The sequence below is a fragment of the Corynebacterium sp. HMSC075D04 genome, from assembly GCF_001815635.1.
GTDB classification, from domain to species: domain Bacteria; phylum Actinomycetota; class Actinomycetes; order Mycobacteriales; family Mycobacteriaceae; genus Corynebacterium; species Corynebacterium coyleae.
In genome coordinates, this window is the sequence record NZ_KV821289.1 from 83984 (window position 1) to 106921 (window position 22938).

The following is a 22938-nucleotide window of genomic DNA, read 5'->3' on the forward strand; positions in this document are numbered from 1 at the left end:
GATGAGCGCCATGTCGACAGCTTCTGCTCAAGCATTGCCACACGATTTGCGTTCCGCCAGTTGGCGTCCGGTGATCATCACCGGCTTGTCCGGTGGCGGATTGTCCACTGCAGCGAAAGTATTCGAGGACAAAGGTTTCTTCGTTTCTCAGAATCTGCCACCCCAGTTAATTCTGGAGCTTGTGGACCTTGCAGCAGCGGACGATTCCCCAGTGGAACGGCTGGCGGTCGTGTCGGACGTGCGCGCAGACCGGTTCAACGGTTCATTGGCCGACACCCTTGAGGGGCTCCGTCGACGTGGTTACTCACCGTTCGTGCTGTTTCTTGAGGCGCGTGACGATGTGCTGATCCGCCGATTCGACTCCGTGCGGCGCACGCACCCGCTGCAGGGCGATGGTACCTTGCAGGACGGCATCGATCGCGAACGCGAGGAAATGGAAGGCATCCGTTCGGCCGCAGATGTCATCATCGACACGTCCAATTTGTCTGTGCACGACCTACGCCGCGCTGTTGAGGCATCGGTCGGCGAGCTGCCGGTGGAGCGTCAACACGTCACTATTGAGTCTTTCGGATTCAAGCATGGTTCGCCACGTGACGCTGATCTGATCATTGATGTGCGATTCCTACCCAACCCATACTGGGTTGAGGAGCTGCGCGACTTCCGCGGTATCGACGCACCTGTAGCAGACTATGTCCTGTCGCAGGATGGTGCGAAGGAATACGTGGATCATTTCGTTGATCTGTTGTCGAGCACGTTGAAGGGCTACCGCCACGAAGGTAAGGACTTCATCACTGTGGGCGTTGGTTGCACAGGTGGGCACCACCGCTCGGTTGCGGTCGCAGAAGCGATCGGGAGGCGACTGCGACAGCAGGGCCAAGTTGATGTCAATGTCATCCACCGTGATTTGGAGAAGCACTAATGCGCGCGACTGATCCCGCGGCGATGACGTACACATGCCTCGGGGGAGGGCATGGGCTCTACCAGACGCTCACGGCCGCGCGCGTTGCCGGCGCAGCTCGTATTAACGCTGTGGTGACAGTTGCCGATGACGGCGGCTCGTCGGGCCGCCTGCGTCGCGAGATGGAGATTGTTCCTCCGGGAGATCTCCGCATGGCGCTGGCAGCGCTTACCGACGACAGCGGGGACGGCGCAATGTGGCGCGACACGCTCCAGCACCGCTTCGGTGGGCATGGCGCAATGGCTGGACACGCCTTGGGAAACTTGATCATCGCCGGACTTGCGGAGCGCCTTGGTGACACACAAGCGGCGCTGGACCAGGTTGGCAAATGGACCGGCTCCCAGGGACGAGTCATTCCAGTGAGCCCACAACCCCTCGACATTGAAGCTGATGTTGCAGGGCTTGACGACGACCCACGGGTGCTGCGCTCTGTACACGGCCAAGTCGCCGTTGCGACGACACCGGGCACTGTGCGCCGTGTGCGGCTGACTCCGTCCGAACCGCCAGCGAGCCGGGACGCCATCCAGGCGATTATGGACGCGGATCTGGTCACCATTGGGCCTGGTTCGTGGTTTTCCTCTGTGATCCCGCACCTGTTGGTGCCTCAAGTGTGTGATGCGCTGAACGAGACCGAAGCGAAGGTGGTTGTGGTACTCAACCTCTCCCCAGAAGCAGGGGAGACCCATGGGTTTACCACCGAGCGTCATATCCATGTCTTTGCGCAACACGCCCCCAACCTGCGGGTTGATTGCTTCCTGGCGGACAGTGACATGGTGACTACGCACGGTGAACGTGAAAACGTCCGCCGTGCGGCGGAACGGCTCGGCGCGGACGTCGAGTACCGCTCCTTACGCGTCGAAGGCGACGATGGTGTGAAGCGCAATCTTCATGATCCGTTGAAGCTTGCTGCTGCGCTCAAGGACCTCTCGACGAGCAGCTAACAGCTGCAAGCTAGACTGCTCCGGGTTGAAGGGGGCGATGAAAGGACGGAAACATTGGCGCTTACGGGCAAGGTGAAAGAAGAGCTACTCGCCGTATCTTGTGGTACCACCGAGGCTCGGGCGGCGGAAGCCACCGCGCTTATTCGTTTCGCCGGCTCGATCCAGCCTTCCGATAACGGTCTGGCCATCGTCGCAGAATTCGGCGAGAAGCCGGTGGCGGTGAGGCTCGCGGAATCCATTCAAGAACTCTGCGCAGTCCAGCCTGCCATCGAGACCGTACCCCCTGTCCAAGGCAGTAAAGACACCACGTATGTCGTTCGGGTGGAACGTGACGTGGCTGATGTCATCCGCCGGCTGAGGCTTGTGACAGCGTCTGGTCACCCGGTGGTTGGTATGCCGCGACAGGTGATTTCAGGATCAATGGCCGGCGTTGAGGCAGCTTGGCGTGGCGCGTTTCTCGCGCGAGGAAAGCTGATGGAGCCTGGCCGTACCGCGACCCTTGAAGTGGCGTGCCCGGGCCAGGAAGCTGCGCTCGCACTCGTTGGGTTGGCCCGTCGTCTGTCGGTGACCGCGAAGACCCGTGAAACCCGAGGTGTGGAGCGAGTGACTATCCGCGACGGCGAGACCATCGGAATCCTGCTGAGTCGTATGGGGGCACCACTGACCCGCCTGGAGTGGGACCGCAAGCGCGCGGCGAAGGCTGTGACAGCGAAGGTAAACAACCGCTTGGCTACCTTCGATGACGCCAATACGCGCCGTTCGGCGCAGGCTGCAGCAGCTGCTGCAGCACGGGTGGAGCGTGCGATGGACATTCTTGGCGACGATGTTCCTGAGCACCTTGCGGAAGCGGGCTACCTCCGCGTGGAACACCGCCATGCTTCACTCGAGGAACTTGGTCGTTTGGCTGACCCGCAGATGACCAAGGACGCCGTTGCAGGACGTATTCGACGACTGCTGTCGCTCGCTGATCGTCGAGCAGCCGAGATGGGGATCCCGGACACACACGGAGTGGAAACGGCTCCGAATCCTGTGAATTCAGATTAACGCCCAGAACGTGTTCGGAATCACAGTTTCCTCTGGGGTACATGAGATGCCCTGAGCGGGCGGTATTTTCCCCAGGGGGAGTGGGGGTGCTGAGGTGTCGTGGTGTGGGAAACCACATTCAGAATCGGCACGGCGGGGGAATGCTCCCCCTGGTTGCGGGGAGGGGGCCTTGGGGCGAATTTGCGCCCTGCAGGCTGTGAGAGGCGCAGATACACTGGCTTGCGTACGAGGTTTTCTACAACCATCGAGGAGAAAATACAGTGACTACGCGCATTGGCATTAACGGTTTCGGTCGTATCGGACGTTCCGCGCTCCGCATCATCGAGGACGAGTACAAGGGCGAGCTCGAAGTCGTCAAGATCAATGACTTGACGAACAATGAGACTCTCGCACACTTGCTGAAGTACGACACGGCCTACGGCCAGTTCAAGCACGACATCGAGTACGACGACCACTCGATCTCTATCGATGGCCGCCGTATTGAGGTCTCCGCTGAGAAGGACCCGGCAAACCTCGCCTGGGGTGACCTGGATGTTGACATTGTGCTGGAGTGCACCGGCGTATTCCGCAAGGGGCCGGAGGCTCAGGCGCACATCGACGCCGGCGCGAAGAAGGTCATCATCTCCGCACCGGGCAAGGAAGTTGACGGCACCTACGTGTGGGGCGTGAACCACGCCGACTACACGGGCAAGGAGAACATCATCTCCGCGGCATCGTGCACCACGAACTCGCTCGCGCCGGTTGCGAAGGTCCTCGACGAGGCGTTCGGTATCGAGCGTGGCCTGATGACCACCATCCACGCTTACACAGGTGACCAGCGGATCCAGGATGCTCCGCACAAGGACCTGCGTCGCGCCCGCGCGGCAGCGCAGAACATCGTTCCGACGACCACCGGTGCAGCTAAGGCTGTGGCGCTCGTGCTCCCGAGCCTTGAGGGCAAGCTCGATGGCTTCGCAATGCGTGTGCCGACCATCACCGGTTCCGCCACCGACCTCACCGTGACCCTGGGCAAGGATGTCACTGTCGAGGAGGTCAATGCGGCAGTGAAGAAGGCTGTGGAGGACAGCGAGTTCGGCCAGGCGCTGAAGTACACCGAGGACCCGATTGTCTCTTCCGACATCATCGGTGACCCGCACGGCGCTATCTTCGACGCTGGCATGACTCGCGTCATCGACGGCAACCTAGTCAAGATCATCTCGTGGTACGACAACGAGTGGTCTTACACCGCCCAGTACATCCGTCTGACCAAGCTGGTTGCGGACAAGCTCTAAGTTATGGCACCCCCGGGTCCGTGGCGCTTCCAGCGCGGCGGACCCGTTTTTATTAGGTTGGGATGCGTTCACCGAACTAAAAGGAGAGACCCCTTGACTAAGAACTTGCAGCAGCTTCTCGACGAAGGCGTCGACGGCCGCCACGTCCTCGTTCGTTCCGACTTCAACGTTCCGCTCGACGAGAACGGCAACATCACCGATGCCGGTCGCATTGACGCGTCGCTGCCTACGCTGAAGGCGCTTCTCGACGGCGGCGCGAAGGTCATCGTTATGGCACACCTCGGCCGCCCGAAGGGCGAGGTGAACCCGAAGTTTTCTCTCGCACCGGTTGCAGAGGCACTGTCGGAACGTCTCGGGCAGTTTGTCCCGCTGGCAGGCGACGTCAGTGGCGAGGACGCCCACGAGCGTGCCAACGGCCTGACCGAGGGCGAGATTCTGCTCCTGGAGAACGTCCGTTTCGATCCGCGCGAGACTTCAAAGGACGAGGCGGAGCGCGCGGAGTTCGCAGCTGAGCTCGCTGCGTTGGCGGCTGACAACGGCGCGTTCGTCTCTGACGGTTTCGGCGTTGTGCACCGTGCCCAGGCGTCTGTGTACGACGTTGCGAAGAAGCTGCCGGCGTACGCCGGCTTCCTCGTCGATAAGGAAGTAGAGATCCTGTCTGCGGTCAAGGACAAGCCGGAGAACCCCTACATTGTGGTGCTCGGTGGCTCGAAGGTGTCCGACAAGCTCGGTGTGATCGAGGCGCTTGCAGAGAAGGCAGACAAGATCATCATCGGTGGTGGCATGTGCTTTACCTTCCTTGCGGCCCAGGGCCACAACGTGCAGAAGTCGCTGCTGCAGGACGACATGATCGATACCTGCAAGGAGCTCATCGCACGTTTCGGCGAGAAGCTGCTTCTGCCGGTTGATGTCGCTGCGGGTGCTGGCTTTGACAAGGACACCGAGAAGAAGGTCGTCGGCCTGGATGAGATTCCGGAGGGCTGGATGGGCCTGGATATCGGACCGGAGACCGCAAAGAACTACGCCGAGGCAATCAAGGGCTCCAAGACGGTGTTCTGGAACGGCCCCATGGGTGTGTTTGAGTTCCCGAACTTCGCCGACGGCACCAAGGCAGTGGCTGAGGCAATGATCGCAGCGACGAAGGACAACGGTTCCTTCACGGTTGTCGGCGGCGGCGACTCGGCGGCATCCGTGCGCACTCTGGGCCTCGACGAAGAGGGCTTCTCCCACATTTCGACCGGCGGTGGCGCTTCCCTCGAATTGATTGAGGGTAAGGACCTGCCTGGCGTTTCTGTTCTGCAGTAAGGAGGTCTATCCATGGCACGTACACCACTCATCGCGGGCAACTGGAAGATGAACCACGATCACCTTGAGGCGATCCAGAGCGCGCAGAAGCTTGTCTTCGCGTTCCCGAAGGATGGTTACGAGGTAGTCGATATCGCCCTGACCGCCCCGTTCACAGACCTTCGTTCAATCCAGACGTTGGTGGAAGGCGACAAGCTCCAGATCACCTACGGCGCGCAGGACGTGTCTGAGCACGACAACGGCGCGTACACCGGCGACATTTCTGCCGCGATGCTGGAGAAGCTCGGCTGCACCTGGGTGGTCGTCGGCCACTCGGAGCGTCGCGAGTACCACGGCGAAACCAATGAGCAGGTCGCTGCCAAGGCGAAGAAGGCCCTTGAACACGGCATCACGCCAATCGTCTGCGTCGGCGAGCCACTCGAGGTCCGCGAGGCGGGCGACCACCTCGACTTCGTGGTCAAGCAAACGCGTGAGTCGTTAGCTGGTGTGGATGCGTCCAAGGTCGTCATCGCCTACGAGCCCGTCTGGGCAATCGGTACTGGCAAGGTAGCCTCCGCCGCGGACGCCCAAGAGGTCTGCCACGGCATCCGTGAACTTGTCCGTGAGCTTGCGGGCGACGACGCAGCCGATCAGGTCCGCATCCTCTACGGCGGTTCGGTGAAAACGGACACCGTCGCAGAGATCGTGGGCCAGCCCGACGTCGACGGTGGACTCGTCGGCGGCGCCTCCCTGGATGGCCAGGAGTTTGCGAAGCTTGCCGCCGCTGCCGCGAACGCGTCGATGTAAGGTCCCACCAGAAAGTGGTGTAGGCTCAACAGAGTTTGCACCAATGTGATTTGGAAAGGTATCGCAGATGGCTCTTGCTCTCGAGATCGTGCTGGTGATTTCGGCGATCCTCATGACCGTGTTCGTCTTGCTGCACAAAGGCAAGGGCGGCGGTCTGTCCAGCCTCTTCGGTGGCGGTGTTCAGGCGAACCTGTCCGGCTCCACCACCGTGGAGCGCAACCTGGACCGCGTGACCGTGCTGATGGCGATCATCTGGATCGCCTGCATCATCGGTCTGAATCTGATCCAGACGTTCGCGTCCTAACAGCGAATTAGTTCAACGGTCCTGCTGCATCCTCGGTGATGCGCAGGACCGTTTCTTTACGCCCAACTGCGCCGGCGACCGGCCAATCCTGAGCTGCCGTAACACCGTCACCTGCGTGGGAGGCAGCCTCGGCTTTCTCTGCGCCGGAAACGAGCAACCACACACGGTCGGCTGACTGGACCGCAGGCAGGGTCAGGGTTGCCCGCTCGGCTGGTGGCTTGGGGGAGTCAGTAACCGTGACGACCATGGCATCATGTTCGCGCACGGCGCTGGTGTGAGGGAACAGCGAGTTGATGTGACCCTCGCCGCCCATACCGAGCAAGTGGAGGTCGAAGCCATCCGGCGCAAACTCCGCTAAGGCTGCTTCATAACGCGCTACCGCGGCATCCATGGGCCCACCGTCCAACCCGTAGCCGTGGATGTTCGCTTCGGGTATGTCGACATGGTCAAGCAACGCCTCCCGGGCCTGGCCCTCGTTGGACTCGGGGTGGTCTACCGGTACGTTGCGTTCATCGCCGAAAAACACGTCTACGTTTGCCCAGTCGATCGCTTCGGTGCGCAGACGTCGCAGGAGAGCGATGCCCGCGGTTCCGCCGGTCAGTACCACTCGAGCGCGGCCGTCGCCAGAGCGCTGAGCGTCGCGGATGACGGCCGCAACGTCGGCGGCGGTGTCGTCGATAAGAGCCTCGAGATTCGGATAAATCATGCGTGTCGTACCTTTCCTAAGCCGTTCAAAGCGTTGCCGTAGATGGCATCGGGACCGAGGTGGCGAAGTTCTTCGGCAAGACATTCGGCGTCAGTGCGCTCACCCATTGCGACGCGCGAGTCAGCCATGTCTGGTACCGAAATGCGTACCGTGTACTCACCCTCAGCAACGACTTCAACATCGCCGCCGTCAGTGTGGATGATGGTGTGGGCGATGGGGAAGCCGGAGATATGCTCATCGCAACGTATTACCTCCACATCGAGGCTGTCAGCGAGCCAGCCGGCCGCAAGATCCACGCTGGGGTCTCCAGGAGCACCGGCGACCTCTGCACCCGTGATTGTGTGCTCAGGGAACCGGTCAAGCGCCGAAGCGAGAATTCCCCTCCAGGGAGTGATTTGAGACCACAACATATCGGAATCGCCGGGCGTATAGCCTGCCGCCAACTCCGCGAGCGATCCATCGCGGCTCGCACCACGAATGTTGGTAATGCGACGTTGCGCAATGTGTCCCAACTGATCTTCGGCGGGCCGTTTTGGAGCAGCGCCTGGCCAATATGAGACAACGGGGGTGTCGGGAAGCAGAAGGGGTGTCACCACGGCACCGAGGTGCTGCGTCAATTCCCCGCGCAGATGCATGACGACGACCTCGGAGGCGCCTGCGTTAGACGCAACCATCACTTGGGCGTCGAGACGCGATTCCTTAGCCGGGTCGCCGGAGACCAGCACGAGTACACGTGCTGGGTGCTCGAAAGAGGCGTCCCGGAGGGTGGACAAGGTGTCGTCGAGAAGCTCGCTGTCTTCATCTACCGCAACCAAAAGCGTCAGGACGCGACCGGTAGCTAGCGAATGGCTCTCGCGCACGCGTGCGAGTGACGTCTCAATTTGTTTCGTGGTGGTGTTAGGAAGATCGATGATCATACGTCGAACCCTTTCTGTTCCGTTACGGACGACGCCACGCCCGGCCCTCGCGGGCAAGCATCTCATCAGCGGACGCAGGACCCCAGGTGCCTGCCTCATAGTCTTCAGGGGCGCCATGTTCCGCCCAGTAGTCCAACACCGGATCCAGAATCTGCCAACTGCGCTCCACCTCGGCGTTGGTGGGGAACAGGCTGGACTCGTCAAGCAGCGCATCAAGGATGAGACGCTCGTACGCCTCTGGGGACTGTTCCGTGAACGCCTCCGAGTAGTGGAAATCCATGTTCACGTCCCGAAGCTCCATACCCGCACCAGGGACCTTCGAACCGAAGCGCATGAGAACACCTTCGTCGGGCTGGACGCGGATGACCACTGCGTTGTTGGTCAGCAAATCCGTCTGGCCTTCGGTAAACGGCTGGTACGGGGGTTGTTTGAAGACAAGCGCGATTTCGGTCACCCGTCGGCCTAGGCGCTTGCCGGTGCGCAGATAAAACGGCACACCAGCCCAGCGTCGCGACGCGATTTCTAGCGTGCATGCTGCGTACGTCTCAGTTGTCGAATTCGGATCGAACCCGTCTTCCTCCCGCAGCCCTACGACGCGTTCAGAGCCCTGCCAACCCGCGGTGTACTGGCCGCGCGCCGTCGTCTCAGAGAACGGGCCGACAGCGGTGGTGGCACGAAGCACCTTAAGCTTCTCCGCGCGCAGCTGCCGTGGCGAGAACGATGTCGGCTCCTCCATGGCAACCAACGCGAGCAGCTGAATCAGGTGGTTCTGGATAACATCGCGCGCTGCGCCGATGCCGTCGTAGTAGCTCGCCCGACCACCGAGGCCGATGTCCTCGGCCATGGTGATCTGCACATGGTCGATGTAGTGCGAGTTCCACACGGGCTCGAAGAGCTGGTTAGAAAAGCGCAGGGCCAAAATATTTTGGACGGTTTCTTTGCCCAGATAATGGTCGATGCGGAACACGGAGCGCTCGTCGAACACGGCGCCTACCACCTCGTTGAGCTGGTGTGCTGACTGCGCGTTGTGCCCAAATGGCTTCTCGATGATCACGCGCCGCCACTCGCCTTCACCTGCGTGGGCCATACCACTGCGATCAAGTTGGTGGATCACATCCGCGAAAAAATCGGGAGGTACCGACAGGTAGTACGCCCAGTTGCCAGCAGTGCCGCGTTCCGCGTCGCTGCGTTTCAACGTGGCCGCAAGGGCGTCGAAGGCGTCGTCGTCATCAAAGTTGCCCTTGACAAACTGAAGACCTTCAGCGAGGCGCTGCCACACATTCTCGTGAAAGCTAGTGCGCGCGCCCGCATCGATTGCTTCACGGACATAGGCCTGAAAATCAGCCTGTGTCCAGTCCCTCCGCCCGTAGCCGACGAGCGTGAACCCGCCGGGGAGCAGACCGCGATTCGCTAGATCATAGATCGCGGGAAGAAGCTTTTTGCGGGCCAGATCGCCGGTCACACCGAAGATAACCATGCCGGAAGGTCCGGCGATCTTGGGCAGCCGCTTGTCCTCAGGGGAACGGAGTGGGTTAGTCACATTAGGCGAGTTTAGCTGTCATCGAATCGAGCAGCTCCTGCCACGCGTCCACAAACTTCTCTACGCCTTCGCGCTCTAGCGTGGCGACGACATCCTCAACGTCAATGCCAACCTCACGCAGCGCCGCAAACACCTCGCGGGAGACAGCTTCGGTGCCGGTGAGCGTGTCGCCGTGCACACCGCCATCCGCGAGCGCCGCGTCAAGAGTCTTCTCCGGCATCGTGTTTACAGTATCCGGTCCGGCCAGCTCCGTGACGTACATCGTCGCAGGGTACTCAGGGTTCTTCACACCCGTTGACGCCCAGAGCGGACGCTGCTTGTTCGCGCCGTTAGGCAGTTCGTCGATGAGCTCCGCCTCGAACTCCTTTTGGAACAGTGCATACGCCAAGCGGGCGTTCGCAATGCCTGCCTTGCCACGAAGCGCGAGAGCCTCGTCGGTGCCGATGACCTCGAGGCGCTTGTCCACCTCGCTATCCATACGGGATACGAAGAACGATGCCACCGAATGGATAGTGCTGACATCGTGGCCGTTCGCGGCAGCCTGACGGATGCCTTCCTTGTACGCGTCGATGACCTGCTGGTAGCGCTCTACCGAGAAGATCAGCGTCACATTGACCGAAATGCCTTCAGCGAGGGCGGCGGTGACGGCCGGAAGCGACTCGTCGGTCGCGGGAATCTTGATCATCAAGTTCTCCCGGTCGACCTGGTTCCAGAGCTCCTTTGCCTGTTCGATGGTCTTTGCCTCGTCGGCTGCGTAGCGAGGATCTACTTCAATGGACACGCGACCGTCCTTGCCACCCGTTGCCTCGAACGTATCGCGGAACAGGTCGCACGCATCTTGAACGTCCTTGACGCTCATTGCGTAAACCGCTGCATCAGCAGCAGATCCAGCAGCCTTCAACTCGGCGAGTTGCTCGTCGTAGTGTGTGCCCGAGCTCATCGCCGCAGCGAAGATCGCCGGGTTAGTGGTTACGCCGACAATCGATTTCGATGCCTTCACTTCAGCAAGGTTGCCGGTAGCAATGCGTTCACGCGACAGATCATCCAGCCACGTTGACGTGCCTACGTTGTACAGATCGTCGATAGCAGTCATGCACTCCTACTTTCCGTCGCCGCGGGTTGGTTCGGACTCAGTTTCGCCGACACGCTGGCTCGTTGGCACGCTGCGGTTATCTCGCACGCATGCAAGAGTCTCGCGGGCGACGCGAACAACGTTGTCGGTGGTGAAACCAAAGCGTTCGAAGAGCTCCGCGCCCGGGGCAGAAGCACCGAAGTGCTCCAGCGACACAGCGCGGCCGAACTCGCCGAGGAAGCGGAACCACGGCATGGAGGTTGCTGCCTCGACAGACACACGGGCCTTGACCTCGCGAGGCAAAACAGCGTCGATGTAGTCGTCGTCCTGTTCCATGAACCAATCAATGGACGGCACGGAAACCACACGCGTTGCGGTGCCATCTTCCTCGAGCACCTTGGCGGCCTCAACCGCGTACTGCACCTCGGAGCCGGTCGCCATGATGATCAGGTCCGGAGTCTCCTTCGAACCCTCAACCAGGACGTAAGCGCCGCGGGCGACACCGTCGAACGCCTTCTCCTTGGTGCCCTCGAGCACCGGCAGGTTCTGGCGCGACAGGGCCAGGGCCTTCGGCTGTTCCTTCGCCTCGAGTGCCGCGATCCACGCAGCAGAAGTCTCGTTCGCATCTGCCGGACGAATCACTGCAACGTCCGGGATAGCGCGCAGCGCAGCCAGAGTCTCCACCGGCTGGTGAGTTGGGCCGTCCTCGCCGAGGCCGATCGAGTCGTGCGTAAACACGTAGTAGCCATCGATGCCGGACAGTGCGGCAACGCGGATGGCGGGGTAGAGGTATTCAGAGAAGATGAGGAAGGTGCCACCGTATACGCGAGTGCCACCGTGCAAGGCAATGCCGTTCATGACAGCGCCCATCGCGTGCTCACGAATACCGAAGTGGAGGTTGCGGCCGTACGGGTTCGCCGTGAACATCTCCGTAGAGATCGACTCAGGACCGAACGACGGCTCGCCCTTAATGAGGGTGTTGTTGGAACCAGCAAGATCCGCAGAACCGCCCCAGAGCTCAGGCAGCATAGCGGCCGCAGCCTGGATCGCAGCTTCAGAAGCCTTTCGGGTAGCTAGGCCCTTGGCATCCGGTTCCCAAGTGGGGAAGTCCTTCTTCCAATCCGCAGGCAGCTCACGGGCAGTGAGGCGATCCAGCAGCGCCTTGCGTTCCGGGTTTGCCGCAGCCCAGGCGTTGAACTTCTCATCCCACTGGGCACGCTTTTCGGCTGCGCGCTCACGCAGCTTGCGGGTGTGGTTGATCACGTCGGCTTCCTCAGGGAAGTGAACGTCGGTATCGAAGCCGAGTTCAGCCTTCACCGCAGCTACCTCGTCCGCGCCGAGAGCTGCGCCGTGGATAGCACCAGTGTTCATCAGGTTCGGGGCCGGGTAGCCGATGACGGTCTTCACACGGATAATGGTCGGCTTCGTGGTGTCGGCCTTCGCCTCTGCGACGGCTGCTTCGATTGCCACGACATCCTCGCCGGACTCGACGGTCAGCGTCTGCCAACCGTAGGCCTCGTAACGCTTCATCACGTCTTCGGTAAATGCGATTTGGGTGTCGTCCTCAATGGAGATCCGGTTGTCGTCCCAGAACAAGATGAGGTTGCCCAGCTGCTGGGTACCTGCAAGCGAAGATGCCTCTGCGGTAACGCCTTCTTGGAGGCAGCCGTCGCCGGCGATGGCATAGATGTAGTGATCGAACGGGGACTCGCCAGCAGGCGTCTCAGGGTCGAAGAGGCCGCGCTCTCGTCGAGAAGCCATTGCCATGCCCACAGCGGAGGCAAGGCCTTGGCCGAGTGGACCCGTAGTGATCTCCACATGGTCAGTGTGGTTGTACTCCGGGTGCCCCGGCGTCTTTGCACCCCAGGTGCGCAGATCCTTCAAGTCCTGCAGCTCGAGGCCGAAACCGCCGAGATAAAGCTGCACGTACTGGGTCAACGACGAGTGGCCGTTGGATAGCACGAAACGGTCGCGGCCAACCCAATCCTTGTCGGACGGGTCAACATTCATCACACGCTGGAACAGGGTGTAGGCGAGCGGCGCCAGGGACATCGCCGTACCCGGGTGTCCGGACCCGCAGTTTTCCACCGCGTCGGCCGCCAGCACGCGGGCAGTATCAACTGCACGAGTGTCAGTATCGGTCCAATCCGACGGGTAGTTGCGGACAGTCATGGCTTGCAGCTCGGGGGGCAGCGTCACTTCATTCCTCGCTTAAGTTGAGTCTGATGAGGTCTCCCAAGAGCATACTGCGTGACCCTTATGGCGTGTTCGATTCGTGCCTACAGTGGGGGAACGGCTACCATCGTCCAAAGGTATGAGTGCCCTGCGCCACCTGAAGAATAAAAAGGAGAGAGTTGTTGGAGACCATTAAGGCATATTTCGCGTTGACGAAGCCGAGGGTCATTGAACTACTCCTGGTCGCCGCAATCCCGGCGATGCTCCAGGCTGACCGCGGCGAAGTTCACGTTTGGCTCGTCTTCGCAACTCTCCTCGGAGGCTGGATGGGTGCCGGCGCCGCAAACACGTTCAACATGGTGGCCGACTACGACATCGACCAGAAAATGGGGCGTACGCGCGCCCGCCCGCTGGTCCGTCACAAGATCACCAAGCAAAAGGCCGCCATCTTTGCATGGGCACTGCTGATCATCAGTGTGCTGTGGCTTGGTTTGCTCTGTAAGTCCTGGTTGGCGGCGTTCTTCATCATCTTGACCAACGCGTTCTACATCTTCGTCTACACGAAGTGGCTCAAGCGCCGCACGTGGCAAAACGTGATTTGGGGCGGCGCGGCTGGCTGCATGCCGGTGCTCGTCGGCTGGGCCGTGATCCGCGACAACGTCACCGACGGAACGCCAGACCACTGGTGGCAGGCCATCGTGATGTTCCTGATCATCTTCTTCTGGACGCCACCGCACACCTGGGCGCTAGCAATGAAGTACAGGGAAGACTACGCGCGTGCGAATGTGCCGATGCTGCCGGTGGTGGCCTCGCCAGAAGAAACCAGCCGTCAGATCGTGCTGTACTCCTGGCTGACCGTCATTGTCTCGTTTGGCCTCGTGCCGGCTGCGTCGTGGATTTACCTCGTGATTGCCGTGGTATCCGGTGTCGCATTCCTCGTCATGGCGACCAAGCTGCACAACGGCATCGTGCGAGGCGAGAAGGTCAAGCCGCTAAAGCTGTTCATCTTGTCGAACAACTACCTCGCGGCCCTGTTCCTCGGTCTGTCCTTTGACGCCGTGCTTGGCTGGGAGACTATAGGAGAACTGCTCTTCTAATCCCGCTCGATTAATCCCGCTCGATCTTGAGCACTACAGAACCTGTGGTCTTACGCGCCTGCAGATCCTCATGGGCTTTGCGGGCGTTCTTGAGCTCATACGGCGGGTGGACGCGCATCCGGACGGTGCCGTCCTCGATCGCACGGACAACTGCCTGTGCGCGCATGAGGAACTCCTCGTCTGTGGCAACGTAGTGCTTCAGCGAGGGGCGGGTGAGGTACAGTGCTCCGTGCTGGTTCAACTCTTGAATCTTGAACGGCTCCACGTCGCCCGACGCGGAACCGAAGGAGCACACGAGGCCGCGCGGGCCTGTGACCTCAAGGGCGAACTGGAAAGTGTCCCTGCCAACGCCGTCGTAGACCACGTTGACGCCCTTGCCACCGTTGGCTTCCTTGATCTCCTCTGCGAGAGCGGAGCCCTTGTCTCCGTAGCGGAACACCTTGGTCGCTCCGGCTTTGTACGCGAGATCCTCTTTCTCGTCACTAGAAACAATCGAATAAACCGTGGTTTCGAGCGCCGCAGCCATCTGGGTCAGGATAAGGCCGACGCCACCGGCGCCAGCAGTGATGACCATGGTGTCTCCCGGCCTGGTATCTCGAACACCGTGGAGAAGGTAGTGCGAGGTCATCCCCTGTAGAAGCATGGATGCCGCAACCTCGGGCTGCACGCCTTCCGGCACTGCGACGAGACGGTTGCGGTCGACTGCAACCTTTTCTGCGTAGGACCCTGGAGCGTCGTGCCAAGCGACGAGCGTACCCGGCGCGATTTCCCCCAATGGGTCGTCGACCACTCGGCCGCAACCTTCGGTGCCGGGGGTGTAGGGAGGCTCAGAGGCGTACGTTCCGGAGCGGAAGTACGTGTCTATGTAGTTGACGCCGGCATAGTCGACGTCGACAAGCAATTGCCCCTCGCCTGGAACGGGATCGGCGACCTCGGTGTATTCGAGTACCTCCGGGCCGCCATGTTTGGTAACAAGAATTGCCTTCATGTCACACTAGCGTAGGCAAACGACGCTTTCCGTGTGCGAAAAGGAATGCACTAAATGCTACGACCGTTGATGACATGCCGATGTGGGCTGGGATTGTCCAGCGTGGAACACCCATCCTGAACTGGATGACGCCGATGGCCCACTGCACAAAAATCAATGCAATGAGCACCCAGACGGTTCGTTTTGCGTCTGCAGGGGCATCAGAGCGGCGCAAGATGAAAGCGACGACGAAGGTTGCGATTAGGTAGACGTACATGCAGATGGCGTGGACATAGGCGAGCATCCGGGTGTCGAGGTCGAGACGACCTTCCATGCCAACACCGGAATCACCCGAGTGTGGACCCGAGCCGGTAACCATAGTGCCGGTAACGAGGACAAAGCAGAGCGCGACGGCGGCGATGACAGTCCAGGTCTGAGCATGCGCGGGGAAGCGGCGCGTCGGCTCGGCCGCATCGGTTTCTGCGATGCGCATGTAGAGCACTGCCGCAACCCACACGAGCAGCATCGACGGCAGGAAGTGCACCGCGACGGACCACCATTGCAGGTCGAGGCGTACTGAAATGCCGCCGATGACGGCCTGGACAACAACGCCGAGGAAGGAAACCCAAGCCATCGTCTTGATTGCGTCGCTGCGCTTCGCTTTGTATACCGCAATTAGGACAAGGACTGCGGCAGCGGCGACGACGAAGGCGAGCAGGCGGTTACCAAACTCGATTGTCTGGTGAATCCAAGGTGCAGCGCCCGCAACCGGCACGAGTGAGCCCTCGTGGCACAGCGGCCAGGTGTCGCAACCGAGACCGGAACCGGTCACGCGAACAAGCGAGCCGGTGACCGTAATGCCACCTTGGCAGATGAGCAGCACCATGCCGAGAACGCGCTGCAGGTGGAGTGAGGGATCTTCCCAGGCCTCTTTGAAACGGCTTTGGGACTTTGGTTGGGCAGTGGTGGTCGACAAAACTTCTCCAACTTTCGGATGAATAACGGCTTGAGTGTATCGCGGTTAGTCGTCAAAGCGGAACAGGCGCACCGCCCCGATGATCGCTAGGACAGTCCATACTGCGAGCGAGACCCAAGCCGACACGTTAAAACGCAGGTCAACAGCATCTGCCAAAGCGCCGGCTAGCGCGACCGTGGGCACAGCATTCCATACGCCGGCACTAGAAAGGTCCCCGGAATAGACCACCCATCCAACGATGCCCATGAACGCAATCCAGATCAGGTTTGCCAGCGCAAGGACTAGCTCGGAGCTCAACGTGCCGCCCATCAGTAGTCCCATGGCGGTAAACGCCGCCACGCCGAACAGCAGGGTAATCAGGCCGAATCCAGCGCCTGCGACCGAGACCCGCCAGCCCAGGTACAGGGCAATTGCGCCGAGGACGACGATCTGTACCAAAACGGTGGCGAGAACACCGAAGATTTTCCCGGCGACAATGGTCCATGGTGGCACGCCCGAGGCGCCCACGCGCTTGAGCGCTCCGTATCGACGATCAAACGCAAGGGCAATCGCCTGGCCCGTGAAGCCAGCCGAGGTAGCAGCAACAGCAAACACCATCGGAACGAGTGCGTTGAAGTCGGTGTCGTCGCCAAACATCGGCATGTGCGTGGCTGCGATGAGCACCGCAGCAGGGATGATGAGGTTGACGAGGAGCTGCTCGCCGTGGCGCAGCATCAGCCTTGCTTCAACGCGGCCTTGTGCCAGTGCCATCTGTGCAAGTGATGCACGTTGCGGGTTCGGCGTGAAAATACCAGGGGTAAGAGCTCGGTCGGTGGTCTGGGCTTGCGTGGTCATTGCGTTAGCTCCTCAACTCTCGTCCGGTGATATCCAAAAAGACGTCCTCAAGGTCGCGGTGCGACATCGACAAATCCCGGATCAGCACGTTTTGCTGGGCAGCACTTCGCGCAAGCGCTTCGATGACGGCCGGGGAACCGGCGCCAAGAATTCGGTAGCGCTGAGGGCTGACTGCCTCGGCGGTAATGTCGAGCGCTCGGAGTTCGTCGTTAAGCAGGTGCACATCGAGCTTACGGTCCGTGCGGACAGCAACAACCGGGTACTCCTCATGACTGGTCAACTCCGCTGGGGAGCCTTGGGCGACGAGTTTGCCATGGTCAATGATCGCAACGTCGTCGGCGAGCGTTTCCGCTTCGTCCATCAAGTGGGTGGTAAGGAGCACAGTGGTGCCGTCACGCTTCATCGCCTGGATGATGTCCCATACTGCGAGGCGCGACTGGGCATCCATGCCTGCAGTGGGTTCGTCGAGGAAGATTAGTTCTGGGCGACCAATCATCGCGAGCGCGAGCGACAGTCGCTGCTGTTGGCCACCCGACAGGCGGCGGTACGTGGTCTTCGCTACGCCTTCGAGCCCGAGCAGCTCTATAAGCCAGTCCGGGTCGTGAGGATTGGTGTTGTACCGCGCAGCGAGCTGCAGGATCTCGCGAACCTTTAACGACGCATAGGATCCGCCCCCTTGCAGCATGATGCCGATGCGGTCACGGACCTTCTGCGGTTGCGTAACAGGGTCGATGCCAAGCACCCGGATAGACCCGGAGGTTGGTGTGGTAAACCCCTCGCACATCTCAATCGTCGTCGTTTTGCCGGCACCATTCGGGCCGAGCAGTGCCAAAAGTTCACCACGTCGCGCGGTAAACGTCAGCCCGTCGACAGCCCGCTTTTCGCCGTACTCCTTGACGACATTGTCGACTTCAAGAGCAAGATCACTCATGGCCGATCAGTCTAGCCCGCGGCCCCGCCAGTACCGGAAACCCAACCAGGCAACGAGCACCAACGCAGCGAACGCAACAGCAGCAGACCCGTAGATTGTCACCACAGCAAACGGCGGCAGTGCCAGCCCGCGCGGGAGTACAAGGAAACTAAAAACCGCGCTATAAGACGCCACAATCACCCGGAAAAAGAACCGGTTCGCCCAAGCCGCTAGCGGCAAGATCGCCCAGAGCGGATACCAAGGGTGCACCACCGGAAACAGAATCACGAGCACCAGCATGGATACGCCGAGCCCGCCGACGGGGTGGATCGTGCCCTTGAACGTGGCCCACAACATGCGGACCGCGAACGCTGCAGCTACGGCGAGCCCTGCGCCACGCGTAATGACGAGTATCGCCTCGGTCTGATCGCCAAGTCCCAGCAGCATCCCAATGAATCCGCTGATGACGCCGATGTCGGTGGTCAGCGAGAGCCAACTGCGTATCGACGCAGCACCGCCCTGTCCCGTCACCCACCCGAACCCGATGCCGGTACCGAGGGAGACGAGTGTGATCGTCGCTAAGAAAATAAGCGTTTGCACGGCGACTGCCCGCGCAATGGAGCGCACCGTAGAGACTCCCTTGAGGTGAAAACTGCGCGCGAGCGCCATGCCAATAAACCCCAGCGGGATGAACCCGGTCACCTTCACCAACCCCGCACAGGAGAGGAGGGCGCCCGATGCTATCAGGATGATCCAAGTACGGAAGGTTGCATCGCCAGTTCGGATCGGATCGACTGCTCTGAGCCCGAGCTCGAGGCCGACGAGGACGAAGCCGACCAGTAACGCCTCGTTGTGAATACCTCCGACCAGGTGCAGGATGGTCAGTGGGTTGAGCAGGCCGAGCCACAGTGCAGCCGAGGCGTTGACACCGCAACGCTGCGCAAGTGCACGCAACCCCCACGATGCTGCGAGCAATCCCGCGACAGAAAGCACACGGTGCAGGAAGACCCCCCAAAACACTGCATCGGCGGTAACAATGGAAATTAACGCCGCGATGCCGAGTGCAACCGGCCCGTACGGGCTTGGAGAGTGCGCCCAAATGAACGGCACGGACCTGGCCAGTGGGTGGTCGACGCCGAGGATCTCTACTGGCCCGGCGGCGTACGGATCAAGCCCCATGCGCACAATCGCGCCGTTAGCCAAATAAGAATAAATGTCCTGAGTAAACAGGGGCGCGGTCAACATGAGTGGCAGCACCCATGCGACGAACGTGCGCTGCAACGCCGGTGCTCCGATGCGCGGTGCGTGCCCACCTGCGCCGACAAACGGCGCCATAATCAGCCATGACGCGACAAGCATGCCCACGCCGATGAGCACGATGGCGTTAGAAGCCAGCATCATTCGACTCATGGTGGCCCCAAAGGGGAAGGCGAACCACGGATTATCGACGACTGGGAGCGCCCCGCCACCTAAACCACCGAGCGCGATGAGACACGCGCCCAGGGCTCCGAGCCAGCGCAAAATGAAAAACCGGTCCCGCTCCCGGTAAGACGGTTGTGGAATGGACGAACCGCCATCAAACCCGGGTGACGGATTGTGCAGCTCCGAGGAACGCGAACCGGGCCGCCCCATGTGGGGAAACTCCGCAAGGACCGCACGGCCAGGGCGCCGCAGACGCGGCAATCTCGGCGAGCGGGGAGGCTGGGCAGTCACGTCGCTAGAGCTTACTTGGTGCGCGCCACGCCAAGGAGACCCGCTTCGGCGGGAATAATTACGACACACTAGTGTTGTGTAAAGGCGAGCAGAGAGCCAAGGAAAGGGGTTGCATGGTGGCAGAGAAAGACACTGCATACCGCGTGAACGGAACAACCCGTTCGCAGGTGATGTCTATCCTGCTCAAACAAGGGCCCGTTGCGGCGGCCGAAATCGGCACCGAGCTTGGACTTTCGCCCGCCGGCGTACGACGTCATCTGGACAAACTCGTTGAAGAAGGGATGGCAGAAACCTGCCCGCCGCGTGCGGTAGCAGGGGATCAGGCATCCCGCGGCCGTCCGGCAAAGCACTTCCAGCTCACCGTCAAGGGCAGGGAAGAGTTCGGTACGAGCTACGACACCATCGCACTTGAGGCCGTTGATGTGATCGAATCTATCGGCGGCGAGGAAGCAGTGCGTGAATTCGCTCGCAGGAGGGCCGAACGCATCTTCGCAGATGTCCAGACTGGTGCTGACAGTGACGACCCGGAAGCAGCAGTGCAAGCTGTTGCTGCCGCGCTCGAAGCCCACGGATACGAGCCCACCGTCAGGCGTACGCCAGCAGGTATCCAACTGTGCCAACACCACTGTCCAGTCTCCGCGGTAGCGGCTGAGCATCCAGAATTGTGCGAGGCGGAACACGAGGCCATTGCGCGCATCGTCGATACGCATGTGCAACCGCTCGCCCTTATTGTGGACGGACACGGCATCTGCACGACTAACATCCCTCTCGCCCCAAAGGCGGGAAACGAAACGAAAGGAGCGGCTGACAATGACTGAAGCAAAGCCAACGCCAGGTCTTGAAAAGCCGATGAACGACGACGAGATCATCGAGTCCATCGGCGCTTACAACTACGGCTGGCACGACTCCGATGTTGCCGGCGCATCCGCGCGACGCGGCCTCAACGAGGACGTTGTCCGCGACATTTCCGGCATCAAGGAAGAGCCGGAATGGATGCTGAACCAGCGTCTCAAGGCGCTCGAGATCTTTGAAAAGAAGCCGATGCCGACCTGGGGCGCAGACCTCTCCGGCATCGACTTTGACAACATTAAGTACTACGTCCGCTCCACCGAGAAGCAGGCGACCTCCTGGGAAGATCTGCCGGAGGACATCAAGAACACCTACGACAAGCTGGGCATCCCCGAGGCAGAGAAGCAGCGTCTCGTTGCAGGCGTTGCAGCACAGTACGAGTCCGAGGTTGTCTACCACCAGATCCGCGAGGACCTGGAGGAAAAGGGTGTCATCTTCGTCGATACTGACACCGCGCTGCGTGAGCACGAGGACCTGTTCAAGGAGTACTTCGGCTCCGTCATTCCGGCCGGCGACAACAAGTTCTCCGCGCTGAACACCGCAGTGTGGTCTGGTGGCTCCTTCATCTACGTCCCGCCGGGGGTCCACGTGGACATCCCGCTGCAGGCCTACTTCCGCATCAACACCGAGAACATGGGCCAGTTCGAGCGCACGTTGATCATTGTCGACGAGGACGCGTACGTGCACTACGTCGAGGGCTGCACCGCCCCGATCTACAAGTCGGACTCCCTGCACTCCGCGGTGGTGGAAATCATCGTGAAGAAGGGCGGCCGCTGCCGCTACACCACCATTCAGAACTGGTCGAACAACGTCTACAACCTGGTCACCAAGCGTGCCAAGGCTGAAGAGGGCGCGACCATGGAGTGGGTCGATGGCAACATTGGCTCCAAGGTGACCATGAAGTACCCGGCCGTCTGGATGACCGGTGAGCACGCCCGTGGCGAGGTGCTCTCCGTCGCCTTCGCAGGTGAGGGCCAGTTCCAGGACACCGGTGCGAAGATGACGCACATGGCTCCGCACACGTCGTCGTCGATCGTGTCCAAGTCCGTCGCCCGCGGCGGTGGCCGTGCCGCATACCGTGGCTTGGTCCAGGTCAACGCCAACGCGCACGACTCCGCATCCAACGTTGAATGCGACGCGCTTCTGGTCGACAACATTTCCCGCTCGGACACGTACCCATACAACGACATTCGTAACGATCGTGTCACGCTCGGCCACGAGGCGAAGGTGTCCAAGGTTTCCGAGGACCAGCTGTTCTACCTCATGTCCCGCGGCATCGCCGAGGAAGAGGCAATGGCAATGATCGTGCGCGGCTTCGTCGAGCCGATCGCCAAGGAGCTGCCAATGGAGTACGCCCTCGAGCTGAACCGTCTCATCGAGCTGCAAATGGAAGGATCGGTGGGCTAAATGGCTGAAACCGTCAAGAACGCCACCACACACAACAACAAGGGCGACCTGTACTCCTCCTTCAACGTTGAGGATTTCGACATCCCCGGCGGCCGCGACGAGGTCTGGCGCTTCGTCTCCCTACGTCGCCTGCGCGGCCTGCACAACGGCCAGTTCGCGCCGCAGGCTCCCGCCCAGATCACAGTTGACGCTCCGTCTGAGGTCACCGTTGAGCAAGTTGCGCTTGACGACGACCGCGTGACCGCCGCCGGAGCCCCCGTCGACCGCATCGCCGCCCAGGCGTGGACCTCCTCCGAAAACGCCACCCTGGTATCGGTGCCAGCAAACGTCGAGCTCAACGACACAATCACCATCACTGTGACCGGTGCAGGCGCAGACGTCACGACGTTTGGCACCATCGTTGTCGAGACCGGCGCGAACTCCGGCGCAACCGTGCTGGTGCGCTACGAGGGATCCGGCACTCACGCCGACAACGTCAACTGGGTCATCGGTGAGGGCTCCCGCGTCAATGCCGTCATCGACGCCGAATGGGATCTTGATGCAGTACATGTTGGCCAGCAGGCGATCGTCGTCAAGCGCGATGCAACCCTGCGTCACCATGTCGCAACCTTTGGCGGCGAGGTCGTGCGAATCTCCCCACGCGTGTCCTTCGAAGCACCGGGCGGCGACGCTGAGCTGACCGGCGTGTACTTCGCCGATGCGGGCCAGTACATTGAAAACCGCCTGCTCGTCGATCACGGCGTACCGAACTGCCGCTCCAACGTGCTCTACAAGGGCGCCCTCCAAGGCGACAAGGCCTCCGGCTTGCCCGAGGCCCGCACCTGCTGGGTCGGCGACGTGCTCATCCGCGCCGAAGCCCAAGGCACCGACACCTACGAAACCAACCGCAACCTGGTGCTCACCGACGGTGCACGCGCCGACGCAATCCCGAACCTGGAAATCGAAACCGGCGAAATCGCAGGAGCAGGCCACGCAGCAACCGTCGGCCGCTTCGACGACGACCAGCTGTTCTACCTGCGCTCCCGCGGTATCCGCGAGGAAGACGCCACCCGTCTGATTATCCGTGGCTTCTTTAACGAGGTCCTCAACCAGATCCCAATCGAGTCGGTCCGCGAAGACCTGATCGCCCGCGTCGCCGGCGAACTCGAGCGCAACGAAAACTAAAA

At 61.0% G+C, this 22938-nt stretch carries 21 protein-coding genes; 11 read left to right on the plus strand and 10 right to left on the minus strand.

The genetic code is table 11. The features are described from left to right. Positions 1 to 10 precede the first annotated feature (10 nt). The 7 genes from rapZ to secG all read left to right on the plus strand — a co-directional run bounded on the left by rapZ (position 11) and on the right by secG (position 6609). On the plus strand, positions 11 to 919 hold the full coding sequence (gene rapZ, locus HMPREF3048_RS01150) for an RNase adapter RapZ (protein WP_070423120.1): 909 nt from the start codon (positions 11 to 13) through the stop codon (positions 917 to 919). Further along, positions 919 to 1899: a gluconeogenesis factor YvcK family protein gene (yvcK, locus tag HMPREF3048_RS01155; RefSeq protein ID WP_070423121.1), complete on the plus strand. Its 981-nt coding sequence runs from the start codon at positions 919 to 921 to the stop codon at positions 1897 to 1899. Before rapZ ends, yvcK begins: the two co-directional genes overlap by 1 nt. 54 nt (positions 1900 to 1953) lie before the next feature. Beyond that, positions 1954 to 2943, plus strand: coding sequence for a DNA-binding protein WhiA (gene whiA / locus HMPREF3048_RS01160; protein WP_070570378.1), 990 nt, complete (start codon positions 1954 to 1956; stop codon positions 2941 to 2943). A 260-nt stretch (positions 2944 to 3203) separates the two neighbouring features. Then, positions 3204 to 4214 (plus strand): type I glyceraldehyde-3-phosphate dehydrogenase, encoded by a 1011-nt coding sequence (gene gap, locus HMPREF3048_RS01165; protein ID WP_070451412.1) that lies wholly within the window; start codon positions 3204 to 3206, stop codon positions 4212 to 4214. A 93-nt stretch (positions 4215 to 4307) separates the two neighbouring features. Beyond that, positions 4308 to 5519 carry a phosphoglycerate kinase gene (pgk, locus tag HMPREF3048_RS01170; protein WP_070770984.1) on the plus strand — a complete coding sequence of 404 codons (1212 nt, stop codon included), beginning with the start codon at positions 4308 to 4310 and terminating at the stop codon, positions 5517 to 5519. A gap of 12 nt (positions 5520 to 5531) precedes the next feature. Then, on the plus strand, positions 5532 to 6305 hold the full coding sequence (tpiA, locus tag HMPREF3048_RS01175) for a triose-phosphate isomerase (protein WP_070770985.1): 774 nt from the start codon (positions 5532 to 5534) through the stop codon (positions 6303 to 6305). Between the two features lie 67 nt (positions 6306 to 6372). After that, a complete protein-coding gene (gene secG, locus HMPREF3048_RS01180) occupies positions 6373 to 6609 on the plus strand; it encodes a preprotein translocase subunit SecG (RefSeq protein ID WP_070423126.1) in 237 nt (78 codons plus the stop codon). 7 nt (positions 6610 to 6616) lie between these two features. Here secG and pgl read toward each other — a convergent pair whose 3' ends face one another. From pgl to tkt, 5 genes are read right to left on the minus strand one after another with little or no spacing between them, the layout of a single operon-like run. After that, positions 6617 to 7315, minus strand: coding sequence for a 6-phosphogluconolactonase (pgl, locus tag HMPREF3048_RS01185; RefSeq protein ID WP_070423127.1), 699 nt, complete (start codon positions 7313 to 7315; stop codon positions 6617 to 6619). After that, positions 7312 to 8232: a glucose-6-phosphate dehydrogenase assembly protein OpcA gene (locus tag HMPREF3048_RS01190; protein WP_070770986.1), complete on the minus strand. Its 921-nt coding sequence runs from the start codon at positions 8230 to 8232 to the stop codon at positions 7312 to 7314. Before HMPREF3048_RS01190 ends, pgl begins: the two co-directional genes overlap by 4 nt. A gap of 22 nt (positions 8233 to 8254) precedes the next feature. Continuing rightward, a complete protein-coding gene (gene zwf / locus HMPREF3048_RS01195; protein WP_070423129.1) occupies positions 8255 to 9772 on the minus strand; it encodes a glucose-6-phosphate dehydrogenase in 1518 nt (505 codons plus the stop codon). 1 nt (position 9773) lies between these two features. Further along, positions 9774 to 10865, minus strand: a complete 1092-nt coding sequence (tal, locus tag HMPREF3048_RS01200) for a transaldolase (protein ID WP_070451418.1) — start codon at positions 10863 to 10865, stop codon at positions 9774 to 9776. 6 nt (positions 10866 to 10871) lie between these two features. After that, entirely contained in the window at positions 10872 to 13016 is a 2145-nt protein-coding gene (tkt, locus tag HMPREF3048_RS01205; protein ID WP_083316644.1) for a transketolase, read from the minus strand. Between the two features lie 182 nt (positions 13017 to 13198). Here tkt and HMPREF3048_RS01210 point away from each other — a divergent pair, with 182 nt between their 5' ends. Beyond that, positions 13199 to 14116, plus strand: a complete 918-nt coding sequence (locus HMPREF3048_RS01210) for a heme o synthase (protein ID WP_288870091.1) — start codon at positions 13199 to 13201, stop codon at positions 14114 to 14116. A gap of 10 nt (positions 14117 to 14126) precedes the next feature. Here the strand turns inward: HMPREF3048_RS01210 and HMPREF3048_RS01215 are convergent, their stop codons facing one another. The 5 genes from HMPREF3048_RS01215 to mptB are packed head-to-tail and all read right to left on the minus strand — an operon-like array spanning position 14127 to position 19435. Next, positions 14127 to 15104 (minus strand): quinone oxidoreductase family protein, encoded by a 978-nt coding sequence (locus HMPREF3048_RS01215; RefSeq protein WP_070484822.1) that lies wholly within the window; start codon positions 15102 to 15104, stop codon positions 14127 to 14129. Between the two features lies 1 nt (position 15105). Beyond that, positions 15106 to 16059 carry a COX15/CtaA family protein gene (locus tag HMPREF3048_RS01220; protein ID WP_070770987.1) on the minus strand — a complete coding sequence of 318 codons (954 nt, stop codon included), beginning with the start codon at positions 16057 to 16059 and terminating at the stop codon, positions 15106 to 15108. A 45-nt stretch (positions 16060 to 16104) separates the two neighbouring features. Beyond that, the gene (locus HMPREF3048_RS01225) at positions 16105 to 16893 is read right to left on the minus strand and encodes an ABC transporter permease (RefSeq protein WP_070423134.1); all 789 of its coding nucleotides are present in this window, start codon (positions 16891 to 16893) and stop codon (positions 16105 to 16107) included. A gap of 4 nt (positions 16894 to 16897) precedes the next feature. Next, positions 16898 to 17824 (minus strand): ABC transporter ATP-binding protein, encoded by a 927-nt coding sequence (locus tag HMPREF3048_RS01230; protein WP_070615017.1) that lies wholly within the window; start codon positions 17822 to 17824, stop codon positions 16898 to 16900. Between the two features lie 6 nt (positions 17825 to 17830). Next, on the minus strand, positions 17831 to 19435 hold the full coding sequence (mptB, locus tag HMPREF3048_RS01235; RefSeq protein ID WP_141758819.1) for a polyprenol phosphomannose-dependent alpha 1,6 mannosyltransferase MptB: 1605 nt from the start codon (positions 19433 to 19435) through the stop codon (positions 17831 to 17833). 194 nt (positions 19436 to 19629) lie between these two features. Between mptB and HMPREF3048_RS01240 the strand changes: the two genes are divergently transcribed. The 3 genes from HMPREF3048_RS01240 to sufD are packed head-to-tail and all read left to right on the plus strand — an operon-like array spanning position 19630 to position 22936. Beyond that, the gene (locus HMPREF3048_RS01240; protein WP_070770989.1) at positions 19630 to 20334 is read left to right on the plus strand and encodes a helix-turn-helix transcriptional regulator; all 705 of its coding nucleotides are present in this window, start codon (positions 19630 to 19632) and stop codon (positions 20332 to 20334) included. Then, entirely contained in the window at positions 20327 to 21772 is a 1446-nt protein-coding gene (sufB, locus tag HMPREF3048_RS01245; protein WP_070770990.1) for a Fe-S cluster assembly protein SufB, read from the plus strand. The genes HMPREF3048_RS01240 and sufB overlap by 8 nt, the downstream gene beginning before the upstream one ends. Then, positions 21773 to 22936 (plus strand): Fe-S cluster assembly protein SufD, encoded by a 1164-nt coding sequence (sufD, locus tag HMPREF3048_RS01250; protein ID WP_070770991.1) that lies wholly within the window; start codon positions 21773 to 21775, stop codon positions 22934 to 22936. Positions 22937 to 22938 lie beyond the last annotated feature (2 nt).